General features: G+C 62.3%; 24 protein-coding genes and 1 pseudogene. 13 read left to right on the plus strand and 12 right to left on the minus strand.

From position 1 onward, the window contains the following. The first annotated feature begins 10 nt into the window (after positions 1-10). From trbE to QFZ88_RS18015, 8 genes are all read left to right on the plus strand, one after another. The gene (trbE, locus tag QFZ88_RS17980) at positions 11-2,464 is read left to right on the plus strand and encodes a conjugal transfer protein TrbE (RefSeq protein WP_065997642.1); all 2,454 of its coding nucleotides are present in this window, start codon (positions 11-13) and stop codon (positions 2,462-2,464) included. Continuing rightward, positions 2,461-3,219 (plus strand): P-type conjugative transfer protein TrbJ, encoded by a 759-nt coding sequence (gene trbJ, locus QFZ88_RS17985; RefSeq protein WP_065997640.1) that lies wholly within the window; start codon positions 2,461-2,463, stop codon positions 3,217-3,219. The genes trbE and trbJ overlap by 4 nt, the downstream gene beginning before the upstream one ends. 10 nt (positions 3,220-3,229) lie before the next feature. Beyond that, complete coding sequence (gene trbK-alt, locus QFZ88_RS17990) at positions 3,230-3,514, plus strand: putative entry exclusion protein TrbK-alt (protein WP_065997638.1); 285 nt, start codon at positions 3,230-3,232, stop codon at positions 3,512-3,514. Positions 3,515-3,517: 3 nt separating this feature from the next. Then, on the plus strand, positions 3,518-4,891 hold the full coding sequence (gene trbL, locus QFZ88_RS17995) for a P-type conjugative transfer protein TrbL (RefSeq protein ID WP_065997636.1): 1,374 nt from the start codon (positions 3,518-3,520) through the stop codon (positions 4,889-4,891). Beyond that, positions 4,888-5,577 carry a conjugal transfer protein TrbF gene (gene trbF / locus QFZ88_RS18000; RefSeq protein ID WP_065997629.1) on the plus strand — a complete coding sequence of 230 codons (690 nt, stop codon included), beginning with the start codon at positions 4,888-4,890 and terminating at the stop codon, positions 5,575-5,577. Before trbL ends, trbF begins: the two co-directional genes overlap by 4 nt. A gap of 101 nt (positions 5,578-5,678) precedes the next feature. Continuing rightward, complete coding sequence (gene trbG / locus QFZ88_RS18005) at positions 5,679-6,578, plus strand: P-type conjugative transfer protein TrbG (RefSeq protein WP_245317494.1); 900 nt, start codon at positions 5,679-5,681, stop codon at positions 6,576-6,578. Beyond that, positions 6,575-7,726, plus strand: a complete 1,152-nt coding sequence (locus QFZ88_RS18010) for a TrbI/VirB10 family protein (protein ID WP_065997627.1) — start codon at positions 6,575-6,577, stop codon at positions 7,724-7,726. Before trbG ends, QFZ88_RS18010 begins: the two co-directional genes overlap by 4 nt. Before the next feature lie 2 nt (positions 7,727-7,728). Then, on the plus strand, positions 7,729-7,953 hold the full coding sequence (locus tag QFZ88_RS18015) for a DUF2274 domain-containing protein (protein WP_065997625.1): 225 nt from the start codon (positions 7,729-7,731) through the stop codon (positions 7,951-7,953). A 47-nt stretch (positions 7,954-8,000) separates the two neighbouring features. Here QFZ88_RS18015 and QFZ88_RS18020 read toward each other — a convergent pair whose 3' ends face one another. Both QFZ88_RS18020 and QFZ88_RS18025 read right to left on the minus strand, forming a co-directional pair. After that, positions 8,001-8,936 (minus strand): LysR family transcriptional regulator, encoded by a 936-nt coding sequence (locus QFZ88_RS18020; RefSeq protein WP_065997623.1) that lies wholly within the window; start codon positions 8,934-8,936, stop codon positions 8,001-8,003. A gap of 145 nt (positions 8,937-9,081) precedes the next feature. Beyond that, positions 9,082-10,074 carry a class I SAM-dependent methyltransferase gene (locus tag QFZ88_RS18025; RefSeq protein WP_065997621.1) on the minus strand — a complete coding sequence of 331 codons (993 nt, stop codon included), beginning with the start codon at positions 10,072-10,074 and terminating at the stop codon, positions 9,082-9,084. A gap of 368 nt (positions 10,075-10,442) precedes the next feature. Between QFZ88_RS18025 and QFZ88_RS18030 the strand changes: the two genes are divergently transcribed. After that, positions 10,443-11,231 carry a helix-turn-helix transcriptional regulator gene (locus QFZ88_RS18030; RefSeq protein ID WP_245317484.1) on the plus strand — a complete coding sequence of 263 codons (789 nt, stop codon included), beginning with the start codon at positions 10,443-10,445 and terminating at the stop codon, positions 11,229-11,231. 123 nt (positions 11,232-11,354) lie between these two features. After that, positions 11,355-12,755 (plus strand): hypothetical protein, encoded by a 1,401-nt coding sequence (locus tag QFZ88_RS18035; RefSeq protein WP_065997617.1) that lies wholly within the window; start codon positions 11,355-11,357, stop codon positions 12,753-12,755. 340 nt (positions 12,756-13,095) lie between these two features. Here QFZ88_RS18035 and QFZ88_RS18040 read toward each other — a convergent pair whose 3' ends face one another. Next, positions 13,096-13,236 (minus strand): hypothetical protein, encoded by a 141-nt coding sequence (locus QFZ88_RS18040; RefSeq protein WP_167523847.1) that lies wholly within the window; start codon positions 13,234-13,236, stop codon positions 13,096-13,098. 370 nt (positions 13,237-13,606) lie between these two features. On the opposite strand from QFZ88_RS18040, the gene QFZ88_RS18045 reads away from it, so the two are divergent. Then, positions 13,607-16,402, plus strand: a complete 2,796-nt coding sequence (locus tag QFZ88_RS18045; protein ID WP_065997615.1) for a S10 family serine carboxypeptidase-like protein — start codon at positions 13,607-13,609, stop codon at positions 16,400-16,402. A 106-nt stretch (positions 16,403-16,508) separates the two neighbouring features. Here the strand turns inward: QFZ88_RS18045 and QFZ88_RS18050 are convergent, their stop codons facing one another. Further along, complete coding sequence (locus tag QFZ88_RS18050; protein ID WP_280939933.1) at positions 16,509-16,643, minus strand: hypothetical protein; 135 nt, start codon at positions 16,641-16,643, stop codon at positions 16,509-16,511. A 141-nt stretch (positions 16,644-16,784) separates the two neighbouring features. Here QFZ88_RS18050 and QFZ88_RS18055 point away from each other — a divergent pair. Further along, positions 16,785-16,883 (plus strand): annotated as a pseudogene (locus QFZ88_RS18055) (DUF2274 domain-containing protein); the annotation flags it as partial. Between the two features lie 453 nt (positions 16,884-17,336). Here QFZ88_RS18055 and QFZ88_RS18060 read toward each other — a convergent pair. The 8 genes from QFZ88_RS18060 to QFZ88_RS18095 all read right to left on the minus strand — a co-directional run bounded on the left by QFZ88_RS18060 (position 17,337) and on the right by QFZ88_RS18095 (position 23,127). Next, positions 17,337-17,537: a hypothetical protein gene (locus QFZ88_RS18060; protein WP_137901757.1), complete on the minus strand. Its 201-nt coding sequence runs from the start codon at positions 17,535-17,537 to the stop codon at positions 17,337-17,339. After that, complete coding sequence (locus QFZ88_RS18065; RefSeq protein WP_083237704.1) at positions 17,534-18,469, minus strand: phosphatase PAP2 family protein; 936 nt, start codon at positions 18,467-18,469, stop codon at positions 17,534-17,536. Before QFZ88_RS18065 ends, QFZ88_RS18060 begins: the two co-directional genes overlap by 4 nt. Continuing rightward, positions 18,466-18,639 (minus strand): hypothetical protein, encoded by a 174-nt coding sequence (locus QFZ88_RS18070; RefSeq protein WP_167523846.1) that lies wholly within the window; start codon positions 18,637-18,639, stop codon positions 18,466-18,468. Before QFZ88_RS18070 ends, QFZ88_RS18065 begins: the two co-directional genes overlap by 4 nt. A 221-nt stretch (positions 18,640-18,860) precedes the next feature. Further along, a complete protein-coding gene (locus tag QFZ88_RS18075; RefSeq protein ID WP_065997606.1) occupies positions 18,861-19,190 on the minus strand; it encodes a PepSY domain-containing protein in 330 nt (109 codons plus the stop codon). 345 nt (positions 19,191-19,535) lie between these two features. Beyond that, positions 19,536-20,849, minus strand: coding sequence for an ATP-binding protein (locus tag QFZ88_RS18080; RefSeq protein WP_065997605.1), 1,314 nt, complete (start codon positions 20,847-20,849; stop codon positions 19,536-19,538). After that, a complete protein-coding gene (locus QFZ88_RS18085; RefSeq protein WP_065997604.1) occupies positions 20,846-21,511 on the minus strand; it encodes a response regulator in 666 nt (221 codons plus the stop codon). Before QFZ88_RS18085 ends, QFZ88_RS18080 begins: the two co-directional genes overlap by 4 nt. A gap of 154 nt (positions 21,512-21,665) precedes the next feature. Beyond that, a complete protein-coding gene (locus QFZ88_RS18090) occupies positions 21,666-21,797 on the minus strand; it encodes a hypothetical protein (RefSeq protein WP_280939930.1) in 132 nt (43 codons plus the stop codon). Positions 21,798-22,734: 937 nt separating this feature from the next. After that, complete coding sequence (locus tag QFZ88_RS18095; protein WP_245317497.1) at positions 22,735-23,127, minus strand: hypothetical protein; 393 nt, start codon at positions 23,125-23,127, stop codon at positions 22,735-22,737. Between QFZ88_RS18095 and QFZ88_RS18100 the strand changes: the two genes are divergently transcribed. Beyond that, positions 23,020-24,588 (plus strand): GMC family oxidoreductase, encoded by a 1,569-nt coding sequence (locus QFZ88_RS18100; RefSeq protein WP_245317493.1) that lies wholly within the window; start codon positions 23,020-23,022, stop codon positions 24,586-24,588. The genes QFZ88_RS18095 and QFZ88_RS18100 overlap by 108 nt on opposite strands. Position 24,589: the final 1 nt, after the last annotated feature.

A 24,589-nucleotide genomic window follows, 5' to 3' on the forward strand; every position in this document is an offset into this window, starting at 1 on the left:
GGCAGTCCCGATGATGAACCTCGCTGAATATCGCCGCAGCGCCAGCCGCCTCGCCGACTATCTGCCCTGGGCGGCGCTCGTTGGCGAAGGCATCGTGCTCAACAAGGACGGTAGCCTGCAGCGCAGCGCCAGGTTTCGCGGCCCGGATCTCGATTCCGTCGTAGCGGCAGAACTGGTCGCTGCCGCCAGCCGCATCAACAACGCCTTTCGCCGGCTCGGCTCCGGCTGGAGCATCTTCGTGGAGGCGCAGCGGCGCGAGGCCTCGATCTATCCCGACAGCATTTTTCCCGATCCGGCATCTGCCATGCTCGACGCCGAGCGCAAGGCCGGCTTCGAGGAAGCCGGCGCGCATTTTGAATCGCAATACCTGCTCACCTTCCTCTACCTGCCGCCGGCCGAGGAGGCAGCGCGCGCCGAAATCTGGCTCTATGAGGGGCGCGAACGGTCTCAACTCGATCCGCGCGAGGTGGTGCGTGCCTTCGCCGATCGGACAGCGCGCGTGCTGGCGCTGCTTGAAGGCATGATGCCGGAATGCGCATGGCTGGACGACAGCGAAACGCTGAGCTACCTGCATTCCTGCGTCTCGACACATCGCCAGCGCATCCGGGTCCCGGAAACACCCGTCTATCTCGACGCGCTGCTGGCCGATCAGCCCCTGACCGGCGGGCTGGAGCCGCGCCTGGGTGACCAGCATCTTCGCATCCTGACCATTGTCGGTTTCCCGACAGCGACGACGCCCGGCCTGCTCGACGATCTCAACCGGCTGGCCTTTCCCTATCGCTGGTCGACCCGCGCCATCCTGCTCGACAAGACCGACGCGGCCCGGCTGCTGACCAAGATCAGGCGGCAATGGTTCGCCAAGCGCAAATCGATCGCCGCGATCCTGAAGGAGGTGATGACCAGCGAGCAATCCGTGCTCGTGGACACCGATGCGGCCAACAAGGCGGCCGACGCCGACACCGCCCTGCAGGAACTCGGCGCCGACGTCACCGGCATGGCCTATGTCACCGCGACGATCACAGTCTGGGACGCCGATCCGCGCCGTGCCGACGAGAAGCTGCGGCTGGCCGAGAAGGTGATCCAGGGGCGCGATTTCACCGCGATGGTCGAAACCGTCAACGCGGTCGACGCGTGGCTTGGTTCCCTGCCGGGACATGCCTACGCCAATGTCCGTCAGCCTCCGGTCAGCACCTTGAATCTCGCCCACATGATCCCCCTCAGTGCCGTGTGGGCGGGGCCGGAACGGGACGAGCACTTCGACGCGCCGCCGCTGCTTTACGGCAGGACCGAAGGCTCGACCCCGTTCCGGTTTTCCCTACATGTCGGAGACGTCGGCCACACGCTGGTGGTCGGCCCGACCGGCGCGGGCAAGTCCGTGCTGCTTGCCTTGATGGCACTTCAGTTCCGCCGTTACGAGCAGGGGCGCGTCTTCGCCTTCGATTTCGGCGGCTCGATCCGGGCGGCCGTGCTTGCGATGGGCGGCGACTGGCATGATCTCGGCGGCCTGACCGACGGGTCGGACGCATCGGTCTCCCTGCAGCCGCTTGCGCACGTCCATGATCCCCATGAGCGCGCCTGGGCCGGCGACTGGATCGCAGCGATCCTCATGCGTGAAGGTGTCCCCGTAACCCCGCAGGCAAAGGAGCACATCTGGACGGCACTGGTCTCGCTTGCTTCCGCACCCATCGAAGAGCGGACCATTACCGGTTTCAGCGTGCTGCTGCAGTCCAACGATCTGAAGCAGGCATTGCGCCCCTATTGCGTCGGCGGTGCGTATGGCCGCTTGCTTGACGCCGAGGCCGAGCTTCTTGGCAATTCGCAGGTCCTGGCATTCGAGATCGAAGGTCTGGTCGGAACCGGAGCGGCACCGGCGGTGCTCGCCTACCTCTTCCACCGCATCGGCGTCCGGCTCGATGGCCGGCCGACGTTGCTCATCATCGATGAGGGCTGGCTTGCGCTGGATGACGAGGGGTTCTCCGATCAGCTTCGCGCCTGGCTGAAGACGCTGCGCAAGAAGAATGCATCGGTTGTTTTCGCCACCCAGTCTCTCAGCGACATCGACAGGTCCGTCATTGCGCCGGCCATTATCGAGAGCTGTCCTACGCGGCTCCTCTTGCCGAATGAGCGAGCGATAGAGCCACAGATCACGGCAATCTACAGGCGTTTTGGCCTGAACGACCGGCAGATCGAGATCCTCGCCCGGGCGACACCGAAACGGGATTACTACTGCCAAAGCCGCCAGGGAAATCGTCTGTTCGAGCTGGGGCTGTCGGAAGTCGGTCTCGCGCTTTGCGCCGCATCCGCCAAGTCCGATCAGGCGCTCATTGCCCGTGTTCTCGAAGAGAACGGCCGCGAAGGCTTCCTCGACGCCTGGTTCAGGGCCCGCGGTGTGAACTGGGCGGCCGATCTTCTTCCCAAATTCCACGCCCCCATCCCTGAAAACCAAAAGGAGGTCCGCCCATGACCCGTTTCAACGCGCGCGCCCAACTGCTGGCCGTGGCGGTGCTCACCGCGCCACTTGCGCTTTCGCCTGTCCTGGCCCCACAGGCGCATGCTTGGCGGCTTGTTTTCGATCCCAGCAACTACGCCCAGAACGTGCTCACGGCCGCGCGTTCCCTGGAACAGATCAGTCACCAGATCACCTCGCTTCAGAACGAGGCTCAGATGCTGATGAACCAGGCGCGCAATCTCGCGAGCCTGCCTTTCTCAGCACTGCAGCAGCTTCAGAAAGCGACGCAGCGGACGCAGCAACTGCTGCAGCAAGCACACAACATCGCCTTCGACGTGCAGCAGATCGATCAAGCCTTCCGGCAGCAATATGGCGAAGCATCAATGTCGGCGACGGACCAGCGTCTCGTCGCCGATGCACGATCGCGCTGGCGCAATACGGTCGGCGGCTTACAGGACGCGATGCGCGTGCAGGCCAGTGTCGTTGGCAACATCGACGCCAACCGCACTCAAATGTCCGAGCTCGTCGGTCAGAGCCAGGGCGCTACAGGCGCGCTTCAGGCAGCCCAGGCCGGTAACCAGCTCCTCGCCCTTCAGTCGCAACAGCTTTCCGATCTCGTTGCGCTGCTCGCTGCCAACGGCCGCGCCGGTGCGCTGACCGAAGCGGAGCGCGCCGCGGCGGTGACGCAGGGACGCGAGCAACGCCGTCGTTTCCTCGCGCCAGGCAGCGGCTACCAGCCCGGCAATGCGCAGATGTTCAACCGCAAGTGAGGACGGCTCTATGAACCGCAGGATGCTTGCCCGAACGGCCACAATTGTGGTGGCCGCCATCGTCGTCACGGCGGTGGCGCTCGGGCTGGCCGGTAACATGGAGCCAGTCCCGCTGGCGTCCAGGCCAGTCATCCAGTCCGATCACAACGCCCTGCGTGAAGGCCAGCGCCGCTGCCAGCGCCTTGGACAGAAAGCGTCGGACGATGCCGGATGCCTGCGCGTCTGGGCCGAAACCCGCGACCGCTTTCTCGGCAGGACAGACCCAAAGCCGCAGACCACAGGTACGGGGCACTGATCCATGGGCGGTACCGGCGTCATCGACAATTTCCTTGCAGTCTTCGCCCGTTACATCGATTCCGGCTTTGGCCTGCTTGGTGGCGAGGTCAGTTTCATCGCCTCGACGCTGATTGCCATCGACGTGACCCTGGCCGCGCTGTTTTGGAGTTGGGGCGCGGAGGAGGACATCGTCGCGCGACTGGTCAGGAAGACGCTGTTCGTCGGCGTCTTCGCCTATCTGATCTCCAACTGGAGCGATCTCGCAAGGATCGTCTTCAACAGTTTCGCCGGCCTCGGCCTCAAGGCGAGCGGAACGGGCTTCACCGTGCAGGATCTGATGCGTCCGGGAAAGGTGGCGCAGACAGGGCTGGACGCCGCGCGGCCGTTGCTGGAGTCCATCTCCGACCTGATGGGCTGGGTGGCGTTCTTCGAGAATTTCATCCAGATCGCCTGCCTGCTCTTCGCCTGGGCGCTGGTCATTCTCGCCTTCTTCATTCTCAGCATTCAACTGTTCGTGACACTGATTGAATTCAAACTGACGACGCTGGCGGGTTTCGTCCTGATCCCCTTCGGCCTTTTCGGCAAGACCGCGTTCATGGCCGAACGCGTCCTCGGCAACGTCATTTCCTCGGGCATCAAGGTCCTGGTGCTCGCCGTCGTCATTGGCATCGGTTCGACCCTGTTTGGCCAGTTCACGCAAGGTTTCGGCGGGCGAACGCCGACCGTCGACGACGCCATGGCGGTGGTGCTGGCCGCGCTGTCGCTGCTTGGGCTGGGCATTTTCGGTCCCGGCATCGCATCCGGCCTGGTCAGCGGTGGCCCGCAACTCGGCGCGGGTGCCGCCGCCGGCACCGGCCTGGCAGCCGGTGGAGCGGTTCTTGGCGCCGGCGGGGGAGCGTTCCTCGCCGCCAGGGGTGGGACCGCGGCGCTATCGGGTGGTGCCGCTGCTGTCCGCGCTGGAGCGACGGCAGCGGGAGCAATGTCGGGGGCCTACCAACTGGGCGCGATGGACGGGAGCGGCAAGAGCAGCGTCACCGGAGGGGTTGGCGGTGTCGCCGTCGCGGCGGCGAACGCGGCTCTTTCACCCCTTCGGCGGACGCTGGTTTCCGCCGCTGACGGCATCAAGGATGGTTTCGAACAAGGTAGCCGGAACGCGGTGAGTGCCACTGGCGGCGCGTTCGTCAGCAAGGCGGGCACCGGTACCGGCGGCGCGTCGGAGCCTTCATCCCATACCTCCTCGATTGCAACCGACGAAGGGCCGCCGGCCTGGGCGCAGCGCATGAGACGCGGCAGACACATCGGCCACGGCGTCGACGCCGCAGTGCATGCGGTCCGATCCGGCGACAGCCACGGCCCCGGTACATCCGTCAACCTTTCCGAAAGGGACAACTCGTGAACCCGTTCAAGCGACCCGCCACCCACTATGGAAAGACCCCTCAGCCGGAAACGCCCTACCAGCGCGCCGCGCAGGTCTGGGATGAGCGCATCGGCTCGGCCCGCGTCCAGGCCAGCAACTGGCGCTACATGGCATTCGGGTCGCTGATCCTCTCCACCGGCCTTGCCGCCGCCTTCGTGTGGCAGTCGGCGCGCGGAACCGTGGTGCCCTGGGTGGTCCAGGTGGACGTCCTCGGCCAGGCTCAGGCGATCGCGCCGGCGACTGGGAGCTACCGGCCAACCGATCCGCAGGTCGCGTGGCATCTGGCTCGCTTCGTCGAGCAGGTTCGCGCGATCCCGGCCGATCCCGTCATCGTGCGCCAGAACTGGCTTCGCGCCTATGAGTGGACGAGCGATCGGGGTGCGGCCGCGCTCAACGACTACGCCCGCGCCAACGATCCGTTCGCAAAGCTCGGCAAGCGGCAGATTTCCGTCGAAGTCTCATCGGTCATTCGCGCGTCGCCGGACAGCTTCCGCGTCGCCTGGACCGAAAGGCAATACGAAAACGGCCAGCTCTCCACGACCGAGCGGTGGACGGCGATCCTGACCATCGTTGTCGAGCCGCCGCGCGACGCAGACCAGCTTCGGGCCAATCCGCTTGGCATCTACGTCAACGCAATCTCGTGGTCGCGGGAGATGAGCCAATGAACCGGTTGCTGGTCCGCAAGGATCGAAATGCTCAACGCCATCCCGTCCTCGCCTCGGCTCTTTCGAGATCTGCCCTGCTGTTCCTGCTGGTTTCGGCAGCAATGCTTGTTGGCTGTGCCACGCCCCAGAAGCCGCCGCAGATCCTGTATGACCGCGACGTTCCGCCCTTGCCGGTTCTTGCCACGTCCGTCAGCGATGATCGACCGAAGCCCCTGCATGTTCCCCCGGCCTGGTCTCCCGCCCGGGGTGGTGCAGCGGCAGGCGCGCCCGCGGCACGGGTCGAAAACGCCAATGCGGCAGCCCGCGTCGAACCCCGCCGCCAGGGTTATTACAATGCAATCCAAGTCTATCCGTGGTCGGAAGGTGCACTCTACCAGGTTTACGCCGCGCCAGGGCAGATCACCGACATCGCCCTCGAGCTGGGCGAAAGCCTGGCCGGTGCGGGGCCGATCGCGGCGGGCGACACCGCCAGATGGATCATCGGCGACACGGAATCGGGTTCCGGAATGACCCGCCGTGTCCATGTGCTGGTGAAGCCCTCGCGTCCCGATATCACGACCAACCTGATCATCACCACGGATCGGCGGACCTACATGCTTGAACTGCGCTCGGGCCAGAAATCTTACATGCCGGCCGTGTCCTGGGCCTATCCGAGAGTTCCGGGGAGCAAGGACAGTACCGCTGCGACGCCCCTCATCCAGGCTATGGCGGCTCGCAACTATCGCTATGGGCTGAGCGGCGACAACCCGCCATGGAAGCCGGTAGCGGTCTATGACGATGGCCGGCGCGTCTATGTCGAGTTTCCACGTGGCATCGTGCAGGGCGAGATGCCGCCGATCTTCGTGATCGGCCCCGAGGGGGAAGCGCAGATCGCCAACTGCCGGATTCACCGCAACCTGCTGATCGTCGACCGGCTCTTCGGCGCTGCCGAACTGCGCCTTGGCAGCGGCAGGACACAGCAGACCGTCAGGATCGGGCGCACCGATGGGAGGCCGTCATGAGTGAGAAGAAAGAAGCCGGCGCTGCTTCGGCGATGCGGCTCCGAGCCGAGCCGCCGCGCGTCACCCGCCTGTCGCGCAAGGCGCTCGCCAGCGTTGCTCTCGTCGCCTCGCTCGGCCTTGGCGGTGCATTGATCTACGCGCTGCGGACGCCGATGTCGGGAGATGCCGGCGAGGAGCTTTATTCGACCACCAACAGACAGCCCGCCGATGGTCTGGCCGGCCTGCCGCGGGATTACACCGGTCCGGTGCTTGGCCCGCCGCTGCCCGGCGACCTCGGCCGGCCGATCCTCGAGGCGCAGAACAAGGGGCAGCCGGCGACGCCGCCAGTCATCACGGCGCCGGCGGTGGACGAGGCGGAACAACGCCGCCGCCAGGACGAGGAAGCAGCCCGCACCAGCCGCATCTTCTTCCAGGCATCTCCTGGCGTTGCGACTGCGGGGCCGGCGGGCGCGCTTCCACCGAGCCTCGGCGGTCCCGATCCGGCCGGTCTGCGGGGTCAACAGACAATCCAGGACAGGCAACTGGCCTTCCTCGACGCGCCCGTCGACCGACGCACCACGTCGGCGGATCGCGTCACGCAACCAGCGTCGCCTTTCGTGCTTCAGGCAGGCGCGGTCATCCCGGCTGCGCTCATAACCGGTATTCGCTCCGACCTTCCCGGCCAGATCACGGCGCAGGTGACAGAGAACGTCTACGACAGCTTGACGGGTCGGTCCCTGCTCGTTCCGCAGGGCGCACGCATGGTCGGCCAATACGACAACGGCACACAGTTCGGGCAACGCAGGATCCTTTTGGTCTGGAATCGCCTGATATTCCCGAACGGCCGATCGGTCGTGCTCGAGCGTCAGCCTGGCGCCGACGCACAGGGCTATGCCGGTCTCCAGGATGGCGTTGACCATCATTGGTGGGACCTTGCCAAGGCCGCCGGGCTCTCAACCTTGCTCGCGGTCGGCACCGAACTGGCTGTCAGCGAGGACGGCCGTCTGGTCGCGGCCATCCGGCGTGGCATGCAAGAGACCATCAACGACGCTGGACAGCAGATCGTGCGCAGCCAATTGCAGGTTCCACCGACGCTCACCATTCGCCCTGGCTTCCCCGTTCGCGTCGTCGTGACCCGCGATCTTGTCCTCGAACCCTACACGGAGTGACCATGACAAAGCTGAAACTTGGACTGATTGCCGACGACAGGCCCGTCAGGGTCACCATCGAGCTGCCGGCGGCACTGCACCGGGATCTCGCAGCCTATGCCAGCCTGCTCGGCCAGGAATCTGGCCGTCCGCCGGCCGAGCCGGCCCGTCTCATCGCGCCGATGTTGGAAAAGTTCATTGCGACAGATCGAGGTTTCTCCAAGGCGAAGCGTTCATCGGTGGCTTGAAACGGGGATGACGAACACCCTCATGCCACCAGGTGATGGCTGGTTGGCTATCCACTCTGGTGCCGCGAGGAACCACGCTCGTCCGAGACCGGGCCTGCGACATTTCTAGCAATCCCGAGCAGTCGCAGCAGCGCCCTCTTCGGGTTCGATCCCAGCCACAGGGCTTTGATCGGACAGACACTGTTCTCGCCCCAGAGTGGCAGCCACGTCGTTGCATCGATGGCGACTGACCGGGCAAAGCATTCGCCCGCCAGGATCACGCCCTGACCAAGCTGTACCTTGAGGATCGCCGTCATCTCGCTGGCGCTACCGCATGTCTGAACGACCGCGCCTTCGGCGGTAATGTGGTCGGCCATCCGCGGACGCGCAGACGGTGTTTCCGGACATGCGGGCATCAACAAGCGTTCGTCCGCGAGATCTGCCCATGTAATGGCGGCCTCGTTCGCCAGGGGATGGTGAACCGGCAGGAGAACGAACAGGCGCTCGTGACCGAACGTTTCGCTGCAGCATGACGTGTCGGCCTGGGCCCCTCTTACGAAGACGACGTCGAGACGCCGTCGCCGTATCGCCGCCAGGCACTGTCCATGCGAAATATCCTCGATGACGAGACCAACCTCCGGATACAGGTCGCGGAAACGATGGATCAGGCGCGTCAGGAAGGCGCGTCCGACCAGCCCGGATATGCCGATGCTGAGCGCGTTGCGGCGGCGCGGCTCACCCGCACCTTCGGCCAGGGCTTGATGCAATCCCTCATAATGTGTTCTGGCGACGTCGATCCAGGCTCGGCCGGCTCCGGTGGGACGGACGCCATGCGCGCTCCGTTCGAACAGCTGCATGTCGAGAAATTGCTCGAGTGCGACGACGTTGCGGCTCACGCTGGATTCCCTCACATGCAGCACCCTTGCGGCCTGTCTGAAGCTGCCCTGGTCAACGGCCGTGAAAACATAGTCCAGCCGGCGGAGCGCGTTCTTGGTGTTTCTCACCGCTCATGCCCTTGCGAAAGTTGAGCAGGCTGATGTTTGAGCGTCCGTCACCACTCAAACCCAGGTTAAGGGCAGGGTGCCTGACGGCGATGGTTCGGTAGGCCGGGCTTCAACCGGTTCCACCGACACGAACGTGCCTGCCCTATCAGTTCTGCTCCGTGGGGCATTCATCGAGCTCGCGGGGCAGACCGGTGTCGTAGACATATTCGTGCGGGATCGCGGCAGGCGCCATCCGGGACAGATAGAGGTCCAGGTTTTCCCGGGCGTTGCTCGCCGCGAGGCTGTAGAAGTTGCCGCTGTTCCACGTCATCACGCAATGCCTGAATTGCGCATGTATCGCGTCACACATCTCCGACAGCGTTACCTCATTGTCGTGCATGGTGCCGAGGACGGCAGTTTTCTTTTTTTCGATGTCGTCTCTCGGAAAGTAGCGCGCCTTGAAGCCGAAATCCTTTTGCTCCTCGCGGCGTTGGTAGTCTTGCGCGTCACGCGCCCGGAACTTCTCGACAAAGACGAATATGCCGTCCGCCTTGAGGTGCTGGGCGACATACTCGATCTGCTTCGCCCGGCTCGGGGAGTACATCTGGAAGGTGGTGTCCTCCAGGATGAGATCGAAGCCGCCGGCGAACCTCGCAAGTCGGCTATCCGAACTGATGACGTCCTTGGTCAGCTTGTGAAAAGGTGCAACGAAGAACTCCGCGTGCGGGGGCTCTCCATAACCCAGGAAGCATCGATAATTTTCCGGGTTGGGGCTGCATGACAGCGTCCGGATCTGGCCGTTCGCCATCTCCGACAGCGTTCTCGCCATCGTCCCTTCCGCCGTTCCAAGGCTGTAAAGTAAAAAAGGAGTCTCCCGCTGCCGCGCGCAATTGAGGACTGCATAGGCCATACGGCACTCCTCCTCCAGCCTGTAGGGGATGCTGCCGTGATAGTGCTGGTCGAAGAAACCTTGCCGTGCGGCATGCAGTTTCACCATGGCGAGCAGGAGATCCTCGCTTGGGAGAAGGCGTGTATCAGCGATTGGCCTGCGCACCGGCATGCCGCTCGTGCCAGCGGCGGTTGCTGCAAAGAAGCCGCTGAGTTCGTTGATTCTTGGCCCAAGATCGCACTCGGCCAGGAAGTCCTTGAGGCCTCGCATGCAAGATGCCTCCCACAGTCGCTCGTTCGGTGAGATGCCGCAACAGGACGGAGGGAAACTTCATGATCAACGAAGCAGTGTTTCACCTGGGTCGAGTATAGGTCGAAGTCGCCAATAGGCTGGCGCGGGATTGATCGCTTTCAGTGGAATGATTTTTTTTCATAAAAGTCACATCTTTCACCAACCATGAATTATTTCTGGATGAAGTCATAACTCAGGGTTCGTAGAGACGCAGGAATACGCTGCCACTTAAGCGGGAGTATTTTCCTGTGGGAGAAGTGTTTTGCGGTGATCCGTGCACCATCCGGCGGTGTCGGTGCCAGACCCTGGTCCATCAGTATCAGAGCTGGGGACGCGTGCGCGCGGACTTGATCAAACGAACCGGCCTGGAGAGGCAGGAAACAGACCTCGCCTGCTCCGCCCATGTATTCATCCTGAACCTCAGGGGGGCAGCGTTCCGTGGTGAGGATTTCATCGACGGGCGCCGCATTTCCTTCTCGCCGCGGCGCGCCGGCTCGTTGATCTGCCTTCCTGCCGGCACGAGATGGAGCGGGTGGGACGAGGGCGACGCGACCGCGTCCTACCTTCTCGTATCGGTCGAACGACAGTTCGCCGAGGAGACGTTTGGCGAAACGGTGCGCCATTGTCTGGCAGACCTGCCGCCCGCGATAGGGTTTCGAGACAGCATCGTGGAGCTGGCGCTGCAGCGGATCGCCATCGAGCTCAGGCAGCCCGATCCTCTCGGCCTGGCCATGGTGGAGTCCCAGGCTATACAACTGCTCGGGCGGATGGTCAGGGCGAATGGCGCGCCCCACGAACTGGCAAAGGGCGGTTTGTCGCCATTCGACCTGAAGCAGGTGCTGGAGGTTCTGGAAACCTTGGACAAAGCGTGGGCGTTGCCCGATCTTGCAAGAGAGATAGGGCTTAGCCGTTTCCACCTCTGGCGGGCATTCAAGCAGTCGACCGGCATAACGCCGTACGCATTCAGGGCGAAACGCCGGCTGGAGAAATCTTGCGATCTGCTTCGCAGCAGCGGACGGTCATTGACCGAAATCGCGATGGAGTGCGGCTTCGGCAGTTCCAGCCACTTTACGACAGCTTTCAAGCGGGCGTTCGGAACCACGCCAACCGATTTCCGCCGCCAATGCCGGCTCTAGCTTCTGGCGAAGCGGTTTGGCGCAAGGAATTGCAAATCCCGTTACGATATTGAACGCAGAAAACGACGGGGCACGGCATATCCATTGGTGAGTGCGGAACATCGATGAGGGACAAGTTGAGAGGTGGACCGTCTGGCAAACAACGCTGAGGGGAAACAGGCGGTCCTTCGGGCGCTGGCCGTGCTATATCCGTGGATGCAACCTTTTTTCTCCCGGCCGGTTCGCGATTATGCCTGTCGTCTTTTCGACCCGCCTGTTTCGAAAGCGCTGCCGGACTGCCGGGTTGTCGCTTTCAACAAGCTCCTCCACGTCATCCGCAAGGCGGCAATTCGCAATCGACTGCCAGATGAAACGGTAGCTCAAATCTGTCGGGATTTTGAAAATCGCCGCGTCTTGCAGACCGGCCCGCACTTGCTCCTCATACTTGAGCCGGAAGCCTGTTACACACATGCCTTCAGTCTGCTTGGGCTCGCTGCGCATGGGTGCTCGACCTATGTTTCCTATGCGGTTTCGACGGTGAGCCTTGTCGAAAGTTCTCGTAAGGGACCGGGGTGGCTAACGGTCGATGGAAAGGCGGTCAACATCTTTGGCCTCAGCCGAAGCCGGATGATCGGCTATGGCCTGCTCACGGCACTCGGGCCCTATCGGTTCGAGCTTGTACCGGTAGAGCCGGAGGCATCCAGCGAGGCGCTTGCACAACTCCGTGATCTTCTTCCACCGACGCAGTTCGAAAAACCGGCACGTGCGATCAAGGCCGCAAACATTGCTCTTTGGCCGAAAATGTTCGGCAACAATTGTGCTTTTCTCCAGATCGATGACGAGGATGTCGCCGATCTGGTCGTCGACCACCTGTCCGACGAAACTTCCTGGCTGCATAGGCGTCTGCTGGGAAATCCAAAGGTCGCATCGGGAATTCTGGAGGGAATCGATCATTTGGCTGCCGGGCCCTGGGCTGGTTGGCTCGCGCGCGGGACAGACTTCTTCTGGTTCTATGAAAACGGAAAGCGGATGCCGCTTCGGCTGTCGGGAGAGGATTTGGTCCATCATGCCGGTGGCGCAGCCGTGGTTCGTTTCACGGCTTCGGAAATCATCGGAGGGTTGTTGAACCGCAGCCTCATCCCCAACATGGTTCTTGCGTTTCTGGTGTTGGCCATCCTTCCCGGTGTGCGCGTGCTCGGAGGCAGCCGCCAGCCAATCTACTACCCGCTGATACGGTATGTTGTCTCCCGCGCGAGCGAGGCGGCGGGTATTGACGCCGACCTCCAGCATTCGCTTGCCACGGATGATGTGCCGGGTGCCTGGGGACATCGCGTCATCGAACGAAATGAGGAACTGTTCGATCTATTCAAGGCTGCTGGTACCACAAGCATTGGAGCTATACTCGAGCGTCTGGGGAACATTGCCCTGACCGAAGCGTGCGGAGGCATGAGCGGTTTCGTCCGGGACCTATCGTGGCGAGACCTTTGGAGGCGGTTGGAAGCTGAGAAACTTGCCGCCGCAGACCCGCAGTGGGCTCTCGCCTGACGGTGCGGCGGATCGGAAACGCCGCGCCAGGCCCTGGGAATTGCCCCAATTTCTTGAGCTGTCCTGGATGACCAGCCTCCAGGCTCAGGTGAACAAAGAAATCCTCGGCCTCGGCGAGCTCACCAGTTGCCGTCCGTGGATTGGCTCTCCATTTTGCCTGCTATCCTCCAGGCTATCGCAACCCGCGCACCATACGATTTTTTGCAGGTTTAGTTAGAGGGTGAATTCAAGCCCCAACTGGAGCGTTGAGTTGCACATGCCGGCTTTGCGCCTTCATTTCAACATTCGAGGTGCCTTTGGCACTCCTCATAAGCAGACTTCAGCCATGGCGAGCCGGGGATCAAAGGTTGGTCGTACCTTTCCCACTGCGCCTCGCGAAGATGGTCGGTACTGATTTCCGGTGCTGGGCGGCGCGCTTGTCGGTGACAGTTTTCAGCGACTCCTCGTCGGAAATGCCCCGCAGCTTGTGAAGCTGTTCCATTTTTGCCTCCTAGCCAAACATGCATCGACAGGGCCGTTGAAGGCTGACAACCAAGGCAATCTCATATTCGCGAATGCGTTTATGATGAGCCGCCCTGGAATGAACCGAACCGTCGTAGGTGTTCAAATTCACGCTTCGCTTGGTGGGCGCCCCGTGCTCCTTGGCAAACGTGGGGTCGAACTGACTGGGCCACTTCCGAGTTCAAGACTTGTCGGTCTTTCTAAACAAGCGTAGAGTATTGCGTCAGTTTCAATAAATTGTGGAAGTATAGAAAAAGAATTTAACAAATTTGGCCGGAAGGACATTGGCCTGGGGGAGGGGCAGCCGAGCGGTGTCGGCGGATGTGAACTCGAGGTTCTGGAGGCCGGCGATGGCGAAGACGATCAACAACGGCTTGGGCATTGGCCAGCCTGAGCCAGATCAGCCGTTCCTCGACATCACCGCCTACGGGGCCGGGCCGGATGACGCGCTTGCAGACGCGACCGAGAACGCCGCAATCACCCACCACGTGGCCATGGTGAACGGGATTGCCGTTCCCTATACCGCCATTGCCGGTCATCTCGTCACCGTCGATCCGTCGAGCTCGAAGCCCGCCGCAAAGTTCTTCTACGTGGCCTTCACGGCGGACGGTATGAATGCCACCACCCGTCCGGTGACATTCTTCTACAATGGCGGGCCTGGCTCGTCGTCGGTGTTCCTGCTGCTCGGCTCCTTCGCGCCCAGGCGCATCAGAACCAGCATGCCGGGCTTCACGCCGCCTCCGCCCTACGCCATGGAGGACAATCCCGACAGCCTGATCGACCGCAGCGACCTCGTCTACATAAACCCGGTGGGCACCGGCTATTCCGCGGCGATCGCACCGTTCAAGAACCGCGACTTCTGGGGCGTCGACCAGGACGCCGTCTCAATCAAGCAGTTCATCAAGCGTTATCTGAGCGCCTTCAACCGCTGGAACTCGCCGCGGTTTCTGTTCGGCGAATCCTACGGCACAACCCGCAGTTGCGTGCTTGCCTGGCTACTGCACGAGGATGGCATCGACCTCAACGGCATCACGCTGCAGTCCAGTGTGCTCGACTATCCCGCCAATTTCTCCAACGCGGCCGGACTGATGCCTACGTTTGCCGCCGACGCGTGGTTTCACAAGAAGACCGGCATCGAGCCGCAGCCGCCGGACCTCGCTTCATTCATGGAAACCGTAACGCAGTTCGCGCAGGGTCCCTACACCCAGGCGCTGCAGGCTTTTCCCAAGGCGGACTCTGCGGCTGTGGAGACGTTGAGGCGCTATCTAGGCCTTCCCGCCGGCATGCTCGACGCCTGGAGGCTGAATGTCGAGGCGGCCGACCGGCTCGGCCATTCCGCTTTCCTGATCGAACTGCTGCGCGACCAGGGCGTGGCGCTGGGCGCCTATGACGGGCGGGTGACGGGTATAGACACAGGGATCGCGGCCATCGTGTCGCCGGACGGCGGCATGAACGACCCCACCATGGTGGCGGTGAGCGGCGTCTACACCACCATGTGGAACAGCTATCTCAACAACGATCTGAAGTTTACCGCCACCTCGAACTTCGTCGACCTCAACGACCAGGCGTTCCAGTTCTGGGATTTCAGCCACACCGACCCGACGGGCGCGGTGCAGAAGCCTGACGGTCAGGGCAACCCGACGCTCTATACGGCGGGCGACCTCGCCGCCACCATGGCCGCCAATCCGAGCCTGCTGGTGCTCTCGGCAAACGGCTATTACGATTCGGTGACGCCCTTCTTCCAGACCCGGCTGACGCTGGACGCCATGCCGCTCGCGGACGTCAAGGTGCGCGGCAACCTGACCATCAGGAACTACCCTTCCGGCCACATGATCTATCTCGACGGCGGCTCGCGAACGGCCATGAAAGCCGACCTGGCAGTCATGTACGACCAGGCCGTCTCCGTGCGCCGTGCAAGCCTTCTTGCGAGGGCGGCTCTGATGCGCGAGGTGCCCAACGTCGTCCGGCCTTATTTCAAGTTGCCGGGCGGTGGCGCTGGCGCCTTTCGTCCAGCCGCCGCCGGCGCCGAACCATGGAGCGTGCCTGATCTGTGCAAGGCCTACTCGTGGCCGACAGGGCTCGTCGGTGGCGGTGTTATCGCCATCATCGAGCTCGGCGGCGGCTGGGTGCAGAAGGACATGGACACCTATTTCCGCTCGACCGGCCTGCCCGCGCCGACCATCATCGACGTACCGGTCGGCCCCGGCCGCAACGACCCGAACAAACATTCAGGCAACCAGGCCTCCGATCCCGACCGCGAGGTCGCGCTCGACATCCAAGTTGCCGCCGCTGCCTATTCCGTGGCTACAGGCGAAGCTGCGAGCATCCGCGTCTACTGGGCCGATGCCACCGACTGGAATGCGATGGCGACCGCCATCACTGCCGCCGCGGCCGACGGCTGCGATGTCTGCTCGATCTCGTGGGGTTCCGACGAGGCCAACTGGAGGGCGGCGGCCACGGCGTCCGGCGTCGACTACCCGGGCAGGCTGAATGCGGCGGCCGAGGCGGCGGCCAAGGCGGGCATGATCGTCTTCGCCGCATCGGGCGACAATGATTCCTCAGACGGCGGCGCGGACCCGGCCAATGTCGATCTGCCTTCTTCGAGCCCATTCTCCGTGGGTTGCGGCGGCACCATGAAGCCGCACGGCGCCAATGCGGAGGAAACCGTCTGGAACGACGACCCCGGCAACCCGAGAGGTTCCGGCACCGGTGGTGGCTTCTCGGAACTGTTCCAGCCCATGCCGGCCTGGCAGGCCGGGGCGCCGCACGGGCCGGGCCGCATGGTGCCCGACGTCTCCGCCAATGCCGATCCCTATACGGGCTACAATGTCTTCGTGCACGGCCAGCAGGAGGTGATTGGCGGCACCAGCGCCGTGGCGCCGCTTTATGCCGGGCTGTTCGCGGCCTTCGGGCGCAAACTCGGCATGGTGACGCCGAAGCTCTGGCTCAACCAGACCTGCTTCAACGACATCACCAAGGGCGACAACGGCTACTACCGCGCCCGCATCGGCCCAGACCCGTGCACCGGCATTGGCACTCCCATTGCAAACAAACTGGCCAGACTGTTCGAGGCGTCGAACAAACCCTTGGCCCCAACAGCGCACGCGGTGCGCGGCCGACACCGAAATCCAACGAGGGCTATTTGAACCAGCAATCATCTCGAGAGCCGGCGCGACCCTCAAGCCTTTTCAGTGGTTGATTTCCTCACTTGCCGAGTGACCAGACCGTAGTTCGGGAGAGCGGGCTCAGCGGTTACCTGCTGAGCCGCTTGTGAAAGCTCGCCTCGACGACTTCGACGGCCTGCGCCGCGTCACCTTCAACGCCGTCGTCGCCCTTGAGCCGCGCTGCCACTGCGCGCCGCGCGGTCGTGCTTGGCGCCAGTTTCATCGGGCTCGAGGTAGCCGCGGCTCTGCTTTCGCCCTTATGTCGGTCATTCGTACGGTCCAAATTGTTTCCCAAAAGCGGACATCTCCGGTGTCAATAGTCGCGCTGTTCGAATCTCTTGTGGCGAGCCTGTGGCGCCTGCGGAAACTCATCGTTCCGATGCTGGGGCGCTTCGTTGCAACCGATCGCGGATTCGCGAAGGCGCGCCGGACGTTGTCCGGCCGCCAAGTGGGGCCGTGGTAAGCCAGCTAACATTGGCGACGATAGAACGTGATCCGAGAGCGCGATTGCCACGGCGTAGCTCATGATGGCACCGCCATCGGCCCTTAACGCATCCCAAGCTCGACCAAACGGATGCCGCTGTCCACTGCTCCAACCCTAACCAGAATGTGCCTGCGCCGACGCGATCACCACCGCGGTTCCATGTCGACTGAGGAGTAGACGAGTATGCGAATTGCGCCGCTCGCCAGGAAGTCGAACCCAAGCGTATAGGTGAATGTGTGGCTAAGAAAGGCGGCCGACCGCAGTGGTCAGTCCCACGCGCCGCTCACCGAGATGGTGCAAGGCCAAAAGATCATGTCCGATGAAGGCAACGTAGGACCTGGCTTGAGGAGCACGGCACTGGCGAGGTTTACCGGCGCCGCGCCGGAGATCGTTGCCTGTACGTCCGACCATGCGATCATTTTGAGGCTGGAGTTACAGCGCGGCGATAGCCAGGGCAACGATAAGCAGGGTGGCCACCACCGCGAGACTTGTCCAAACGCTGCGCGCTTCAATTTTGCCGAGGGCCTCAACGGTGGATTGCCAATCGCTTGATGGGTTCGCCCGGGCGCGCGCATTGTCGAAATCCGTCTTTCGTTCAAGCGTCCATCGTTCGTTTCGATCGCACTCGGTCATGATCGGGGGGCACCGTCTTGAGCCGCGACTTTCTTGATGGCAGCGTGCTGTCCAAACACACCTTGCTTGCGAGCTCGCCTCCACTCGGTGAGAGCGAAGCCCACAAGCAGCCAAAAGCAGCCAACGAGGTTGCCGGCGAGAACGTCGGATAGGTAGTGGACCGATAAGAAGACGCGACTTACGTCGATCGCGAGGATCAGCACAGCCGTCCAGAAGACGATCTCGAACCGTTTGCGGAGAGACTGCAGATCGCGAGCGAACGCATAGGCCAGGAAGCCGAACAGCGCCGTAATGGCGGTGGCGTGACCGCTTGGAAAGGACGATGAAGTCTCGACGACCCCCTGGATAAACTCAGGCCTGGGGCGCGCAACTATCTGTTTACCCAACCAAGTTGTCGCCTGCGCACTGACCAGCACTACCCACAAAGGGACAATGAAGGCGGAACGCAGCGTAATTGACAGAATTGCTGTCAACACAATCGCGATGGTGATGATGACTGGTCCATCACCGAGCATGGTCACCCAGCGAAACACATCGATCAGTGGCGAGATACGCCAGGGTGTAAGTGCGGTATTGACCGTTTGATCGAAGCGCACGACGCCGTCGCTTTCAAGCACGCCTTCGACCAATCCGCCGAAGATAGCCGCGATATAGAGCGCGGCAAGTACAGTCAGCGTCAAAGGCAAGCCCAAGAAGACGCGCGGATCGAGCCGGCGGGCGAGATATCCATACAGACGCGGACGTTTTGCACGCAGCCAAGCTTTAATGCGTCGAGACAACCTGGAGACGGTGGAACGATCGGCTTCAATAATCCGAGCAGCCGCGTTCGCCAGGGCATCGATAGAGCGCAAGGCAACGAGGTAGGCCATTGCGAGGGCCGCCATCACGAGCGACACAATGATGGTCAGATCTTCCGTCAAAGGCATCGTCATTGTTCTCCGCTACGCTCATATGCGACCGCTGAAGGAAGGGACGGAGACATCACCTGGCCAGGTCCGCCCGCGATGACAGGTTTGGCGAGGAAGTCGCCGATCGAGGCTCCAACCAGACGGATCAGGACATAGGCGATCAAGAACGCCAGGGTCAGGCTGATGGTGGGCATATCGTTCTTCTGGTGTCGGCTTCGGTACCTGCTGTACCGGGGCGCTTGCTCCGTGGCCGAGCGGATCAAGCAAGCGGTACCACGAGACACTTAGGAGGGAGTGAGCTTGCCCGACTTGATTGTTGCCGTGGCACTGATTGACGGCGTTTGTTGTCGTGTCCCACAAAAAAGCGCGACCAGTCTCCTGGCCGCGCCGGGTCAAGTCATTCTCCTTGGTTTGATCAGCCTTCGTCGTTTTCGTCGCCGTCGTTCGCGACGGTTTTCACGACCTGCCCGGTCTGACCGTCGACGAGAACTTCCTGTCGTTCCATGCCTTTCTGGATGGTGATTTCGAAGTGCGCGTTGCCGTCCCTGTTCCTTATGTCGGTTTCGACAGCTTTCCCGCCGGTTTCCTTCTCGGCGGCGGCGATGGCTTCGGCTATCGAAATCTTGGCCGAGGACATGATCTGCGCCTTGTCGGACGCATTCTCTTCGGCGGCAGCGGGACCTGCGATGAGCGAGAAGGCGATGGCCGTCGCAGCAGCAAGTTTCGATCCATTCCATGTGTTCATCATAATTCTCCTTGCGAAAGCTAAGTCGGGGTCGCTGACGGTCGCGGCAAACAATGCCGCGACCGGTCGATCTGCAGATTCCGGCTTGAGACCGCCGCCCCCAAGTATTGCGCGGCGGGAAAGCCGTCTGCCCGCGATCGACCAGCGAAGGCCTATTGATTCAGACTTAGGGGTAAGTGAGCGCGATTTCGCCGAGCTCGTGGCCGACGCGCGCGATCAGCCCCCGTCGCCACCGCGTTCGGGATTTCGATCGAGAGACTGTGACGCTCGCAGCGGCACCCTGGCGTTCTGCGGCGGGGCAGCTATTCGCCGCGCGGCGAAGAACAGCGCTATAGTGCTAGAGACCTAGGAATGAGCGGGACCCGCTTCGCTCGTCTTTTTGCTGACACGCACAACCAGTCCGTTGGTATCTTTCCGGTTTGCGATGTCGACGGACAGAGCATGACGCCTTGCGACAGCCGCAGCGATCGAAAGACCAAGCCCGCTGCCATCGACATCGGGCGGGGCGGCGCGAAAAAAGCGGTCGAACAGCCGGGGGATGTCGGCTTCGGCCACACCGCAGCCTGTATCGGCCACTTCTACCGAAAAACCAGAAGCCGTGCGGATCACGGACACATCGACCGAACCACCAGGAGATGTGTAGCGGATCGCATTGTCGATCAAATTGCCGAACAGCAATGCAAGTTCGGCGCGTGAGCCCGATATTGTCGTTGGGTCGGCTTTGACCATACCGAGATCGATCACCTTTTCCTCGGCGAAGGGGATGAAGTCCGCGACACATTGCGTGATGAACGCGGAAAGGTCGATCATTTCCCAAGTCTGGGCGCCGGACGCGTCTTCGGTGCGGGCAAGGCGCAGCAACTGCTCAACCAGTTTCCGGGCGCGGTCCAGCCCGGAATGAAGTTCGCCGATCGCTGCCATTTGGTGTGTCGTCGTGCTCAAATTGTCGAGCTGAATCTGCAAGGCCGCCAGTGGCGTGCGCAGTTCGTGCGCGGCATCCGCGACGAAGCGCTTCTGTTTGTCGAGCGCATCCTGCAGGCGCCCGGTCAGCACATTCATTCCTTGGACAAGCGGCAGAACCTCAGCCGGCACCTCGGCGGCCGGCACGGGATCACGACTGTCGAGGCTACGTTTGGCAATGGCTTCTGCGAGTTGTTGCAGACGTCCCGTCAACCGCCCGAGCAACCAACTGAACAACAGCCACGTCAACGGCATGAGAATGAGGATCGGCACGCCGGCCTGGAGCCCGGCAAGTTCCGCCATTTCCTGCCGCACCCTGACGCGTTGAGCGACTTGCACCGACCGCTGGGCATCGCGCGCGAGATAGACGCGCCAGGCTTCCCCCCGGGCCTCGATGGTGGCATATCCAGGACGGTCGATACGCGGGATCTCCGGAACGAACGGGGTTTTACGGACCAATTCCCCCGCGAGCGACCAAATCTCGATGACGAATTCGTCTTCTCGATCATGAGAGCCAGGTGAGGCCGTCGTGTCCGAAATGCCTTCGCCAGCATTCAGCGCGATCTGACGCAACTGGCCGTCGAGAAAATCGTCGGCCTCACGGCGGGCCATTTCGTAAGACACGGCGAATGCGATCAGGCCGACCCCAGTCAGCAGGATGGAAATCCAAATGAGCGCCGAGCGTCGCAGCGATGTCATGATCGGCTCTTTGGCACCATCCAGCCGGCGCCGCGCACATTGCGGATAATGTTCCTATCGAATTTCTTGCGAATGGAATGAATGAGAACGTCGACTGCGTTGCTCTCGACCTCTTCGCCCCAGCCGTAAATCCGTTCCTCGATTTGTGAACGCGACAAGATCGCGCCAGGCCGCTCCACAAGAGCGTTCATTAGCGCGAACTCCCGCGCCGGCAACATGATGGTTGCTCCGAGATAGCTCACTTCATGGCTGGCAATATCGAGCGTCGTTTCGCCGGCGACCAGCAACGACTGCGCCGCGCCGTTGTGACGTCGCAGGACCGCCCGCATTCGCGCTAGCAACTCGCGTGTCTCAAATGGTTTTACGATGTAGTCGTCGGCACCTACATCAAGACCGGCGACACGATCATCCAACCCGTCTCGCGCCGTAATGATCAGAACAGGCGTATGGATTCCGGCACGTCGGGCTGATTTCAGAACGTCGATGCCAGAATGACCAGGGAGACTAAGATCGAGAAGCACAAGCGTGTAACCGCCGCAGGCCAGTGCTTCGGAACCGTCTGGACCGGTGCGCACCCAGTCGACACTCATGCCTTGACGGGCCAGAGCCGTCGACAGGCCGGCCCCGATCATCCTGTCATCTTCGATCAATAGGACGCGCATCCAATTTCCCCATTTGAATATGGCGTCCTATTCCCAATTCGGGCATTGTTGCGCGGGGTGAGGTGCCAGCATCTCGGCCTGAGAAGTTGGACGCCGCCCTCGTAGAGCCGGACAGGCAGGGCCGACACCCGCTCGTCGCATGTCGCCAAAGCTGTCAGTTCCCACGTTCCAACAGCCATTGCGCGATGGTGGCCGAACTGCTGCGGACCGCCGCATTGGGAACCGGATTGCGAGCGAGGAGCGTGATGCCGCCTGAGGTGCCCTGCATCTTGATGGCGGCAATCATGTCGATTCCTTCAACTGTTAAGTCATCGACGCAGCTCTGGATCACCCGAATTAGCCGCAAATTAGGCCCCGAGCACTCCAACCTACGTCTCCTCAAGGATTTTGCTGGCGGGGCCTTGTGGTCGATTGATACGGGTTAGTCCCAGTCCACGAAACACAGGATCAGTGGCTTGAACGGGGTACCGGTGAATAGGCCAGTGATCGGCGAATCTGCCGGTTTCCAAGGCGCTCACGCCACTGGAAGACGATTCGAGATCAGCCTGCACCCCGACCTCTTGTCCGTTCTACCCGGCCTATGTGCGGATTCATAGACGCATCCGCGGCAGAAGAAGAACTCGGCCCTGATGACAACGGCGAGTTGGAACAGATCAGATGATGCTCTCAGCCATTCAAAGCCATGTAGGACAGGCCGGACCGCGCGGCGACCGCTACGGCCATCTCGTCGTCATGTGCAATTGAACCGACGATAGCCGCCGGCTAGATAGGGTCTCCTGGGTGACCCCGCAATACGGCGAGGTCCGCGAGCCCTATACATCGCGGCAATTCATGCACGATGTGGCGCCCCGCTCCGCTGGCGGCGCGCCCCCTTTTCGCGCGTGGCGATGGAGGCGCTGTCCGACGGCAGAAGATCCTGTTCGTCCCCGCTTGAATGCGACGGCAGCCGGGCGGCGCGAGGGCGGCAGTGCCCGATCCACGGCAGCCTCGATCGCAGGCGGGTGCTTTCCGGCCGGCCGCGCAAGGCGTTACCGGCTCAACTCGAGCACGGCATCAGCTCGTCGTCCTCGTCCAATCCCTGCTCGACGAAATCGAAACTGGCATAAAGGGACATGCCGCCTCGTTCTCCGGTTGTAGCAGATCGAAACGCAGCGGATGTGGCTAAGGCGCGCCATCTCCTGCAGCGCCTAGGCGACCGCGGCGCGGCCAAGGTCTTTGCCTTGTTAGCGGCGATCGATCATGAAACGATAGATGATCGCCTCGTAATCCTGCCATACCTCGGCCAAAGACCCGGTATTGGAGGCGACGAACCCTTGTTGCTTGGGCGACAGTTCGAGCGCCAGTATCACCGCCCGGTTGCCTTTGCCGATCGCCGAATTGGCTGTGAACTCTTCTTGAAATGGCTCCTTTGTCGCGCGTTTCGCTCCTGTAGAAACGGATCTGGTTGCAGAGGGCGGACATTGGCCGAGTTTGATTTCATTGTCGTTGGCGCTGGCTCGGCGGGCTGTGTGCTTGCCAATCGTTTGACCCGGTCGGGTAAATATCGAGTCCTGTTGCTTGAGGCCGGCGGTAGCGATCGCCGCTTCATGATCCGCATGCCCATCGGCTATGGCCACAGTTTCTATAATCCCAAGGTGAACTGGAAATTCGAGACCGGGCCGCAGGAAGCGCTTGCCGGGCGCCGCAGCTATTGGCCACGCGGCAAGGTGCTCGGCGGGTCGTCCTCCATCAACGCCATGGTCTTTGTGCGCGGCCAGCGGCACGACTTTGACGATTGGAAACAAGCCGGCAATCCCGGTTGGGGCTGGGATGATGTCCTGCCCTTCTTCAGGTCGATAGAGACCTTCGAGCGGGGTGGCGACATCATGCGGGGCGGCAATGGCGAGTTGCATGTCACCGACATGGCTCCTTCGGTGCACCCCCTGTGCCGGGACTGGCTGCTGGCTGCCGAGCAGGCCGGTTTTCGCAAAACGCCTGACTATAATAGCGAGCAGCAGGAAGGAGTTTCAGTCTATCAGATCAGTACGAAAAAGGGATTTCGCGCTTCTTCCTCAACAGCCTTTCTGCACCCTGTCACGGGCCGTCCGAACCTGAAGGTCGTCACTGGTGCATTCGCGACCCGGATCCTTTTCGACGGCTCCCGTGCGGTCGGCGTCGAGTATGAAATCAATGGGGTGCGCCAGATCGCGAACGCCAGGCGGGAAATCATCCTGTCCGCCGGAGCGGTGCATTCACCGGTTCTGCTGCAGCATTCGGGTGTTGGTCCCGGCGCTCTGCTGCAGAGGTTCGGCAAGCTCTTGGTGAAGGACATGCCGGGGGTAGGTCGGAACCTGCAGGACCATCTGGGTATCGACTATCTTTACCACTCGCGCGTGGGCACGCTCAATTCGCAACTGCGTCCCTGGTGGGGACGGCTCCTGCTCGGCGCCCGCTACGTCTTGTTTCGCAATGGGCCGCTGTCGCTGAGCGTCAACCAGGCCGGCGGCTTCGTCAAATCCAGCACCGGGCTCGATCGGGTCGATACCCAGCTCTATTTCTCGCCGGTCAGCTACAGCAAGCCGACGCCCGGTGTGCGGCGGCTCACATTGCCTGATCCGTTTCCCGGTTTCTTCATCGGCATTCAGCCCTGCCGGCCGGCGAGCCGCGGCTCGATCGAGATTGAATCGCCCGATGTCAAGGCCGGCCCGGTCATCGAGCCGAATTACCTTTCGGCGCCGGGGGATATGGAGCAGATGCTTGCCGGCGTCCGGCTGATACGCCGGATCGCCGAGGCGCCCGCCATGCGTGCTGTCATCGTCGAGGAGATGAAGCCCGGCATGGCGACGCAAGACGAGGACGCGTTGATCGCGGATATCCGCGCCCGGTCCGGCAGTGTGTTTCATGCTTCGTGCACCTGCCGCATGGGCCCTGATGACGGGCGCAATGTGGTCGACGCGCGGCTGCGCGTGCATGGCCTGCAAGGGCTGCGCGTCGTCGACGCCTCGGTTTTCCCGAACGTGACATCCGGCAATATCAACGCGCCGACCATCATGGTGGCGGAAAAAGGCGCAGCGATGATCCTCGAGGACGCTCGCTGAT

This window comes from Mesorhizobium sp. YL-MeA3-2017, from assembly GCF_030814575.1.
GTDB classification, from domain to species: Bacteria; Pseudomonadota; Alphaproteobacteria; order Rhizobiales; family Rhizobiaceae; genus Mesorhizobium; species Mesorhizobium terrae.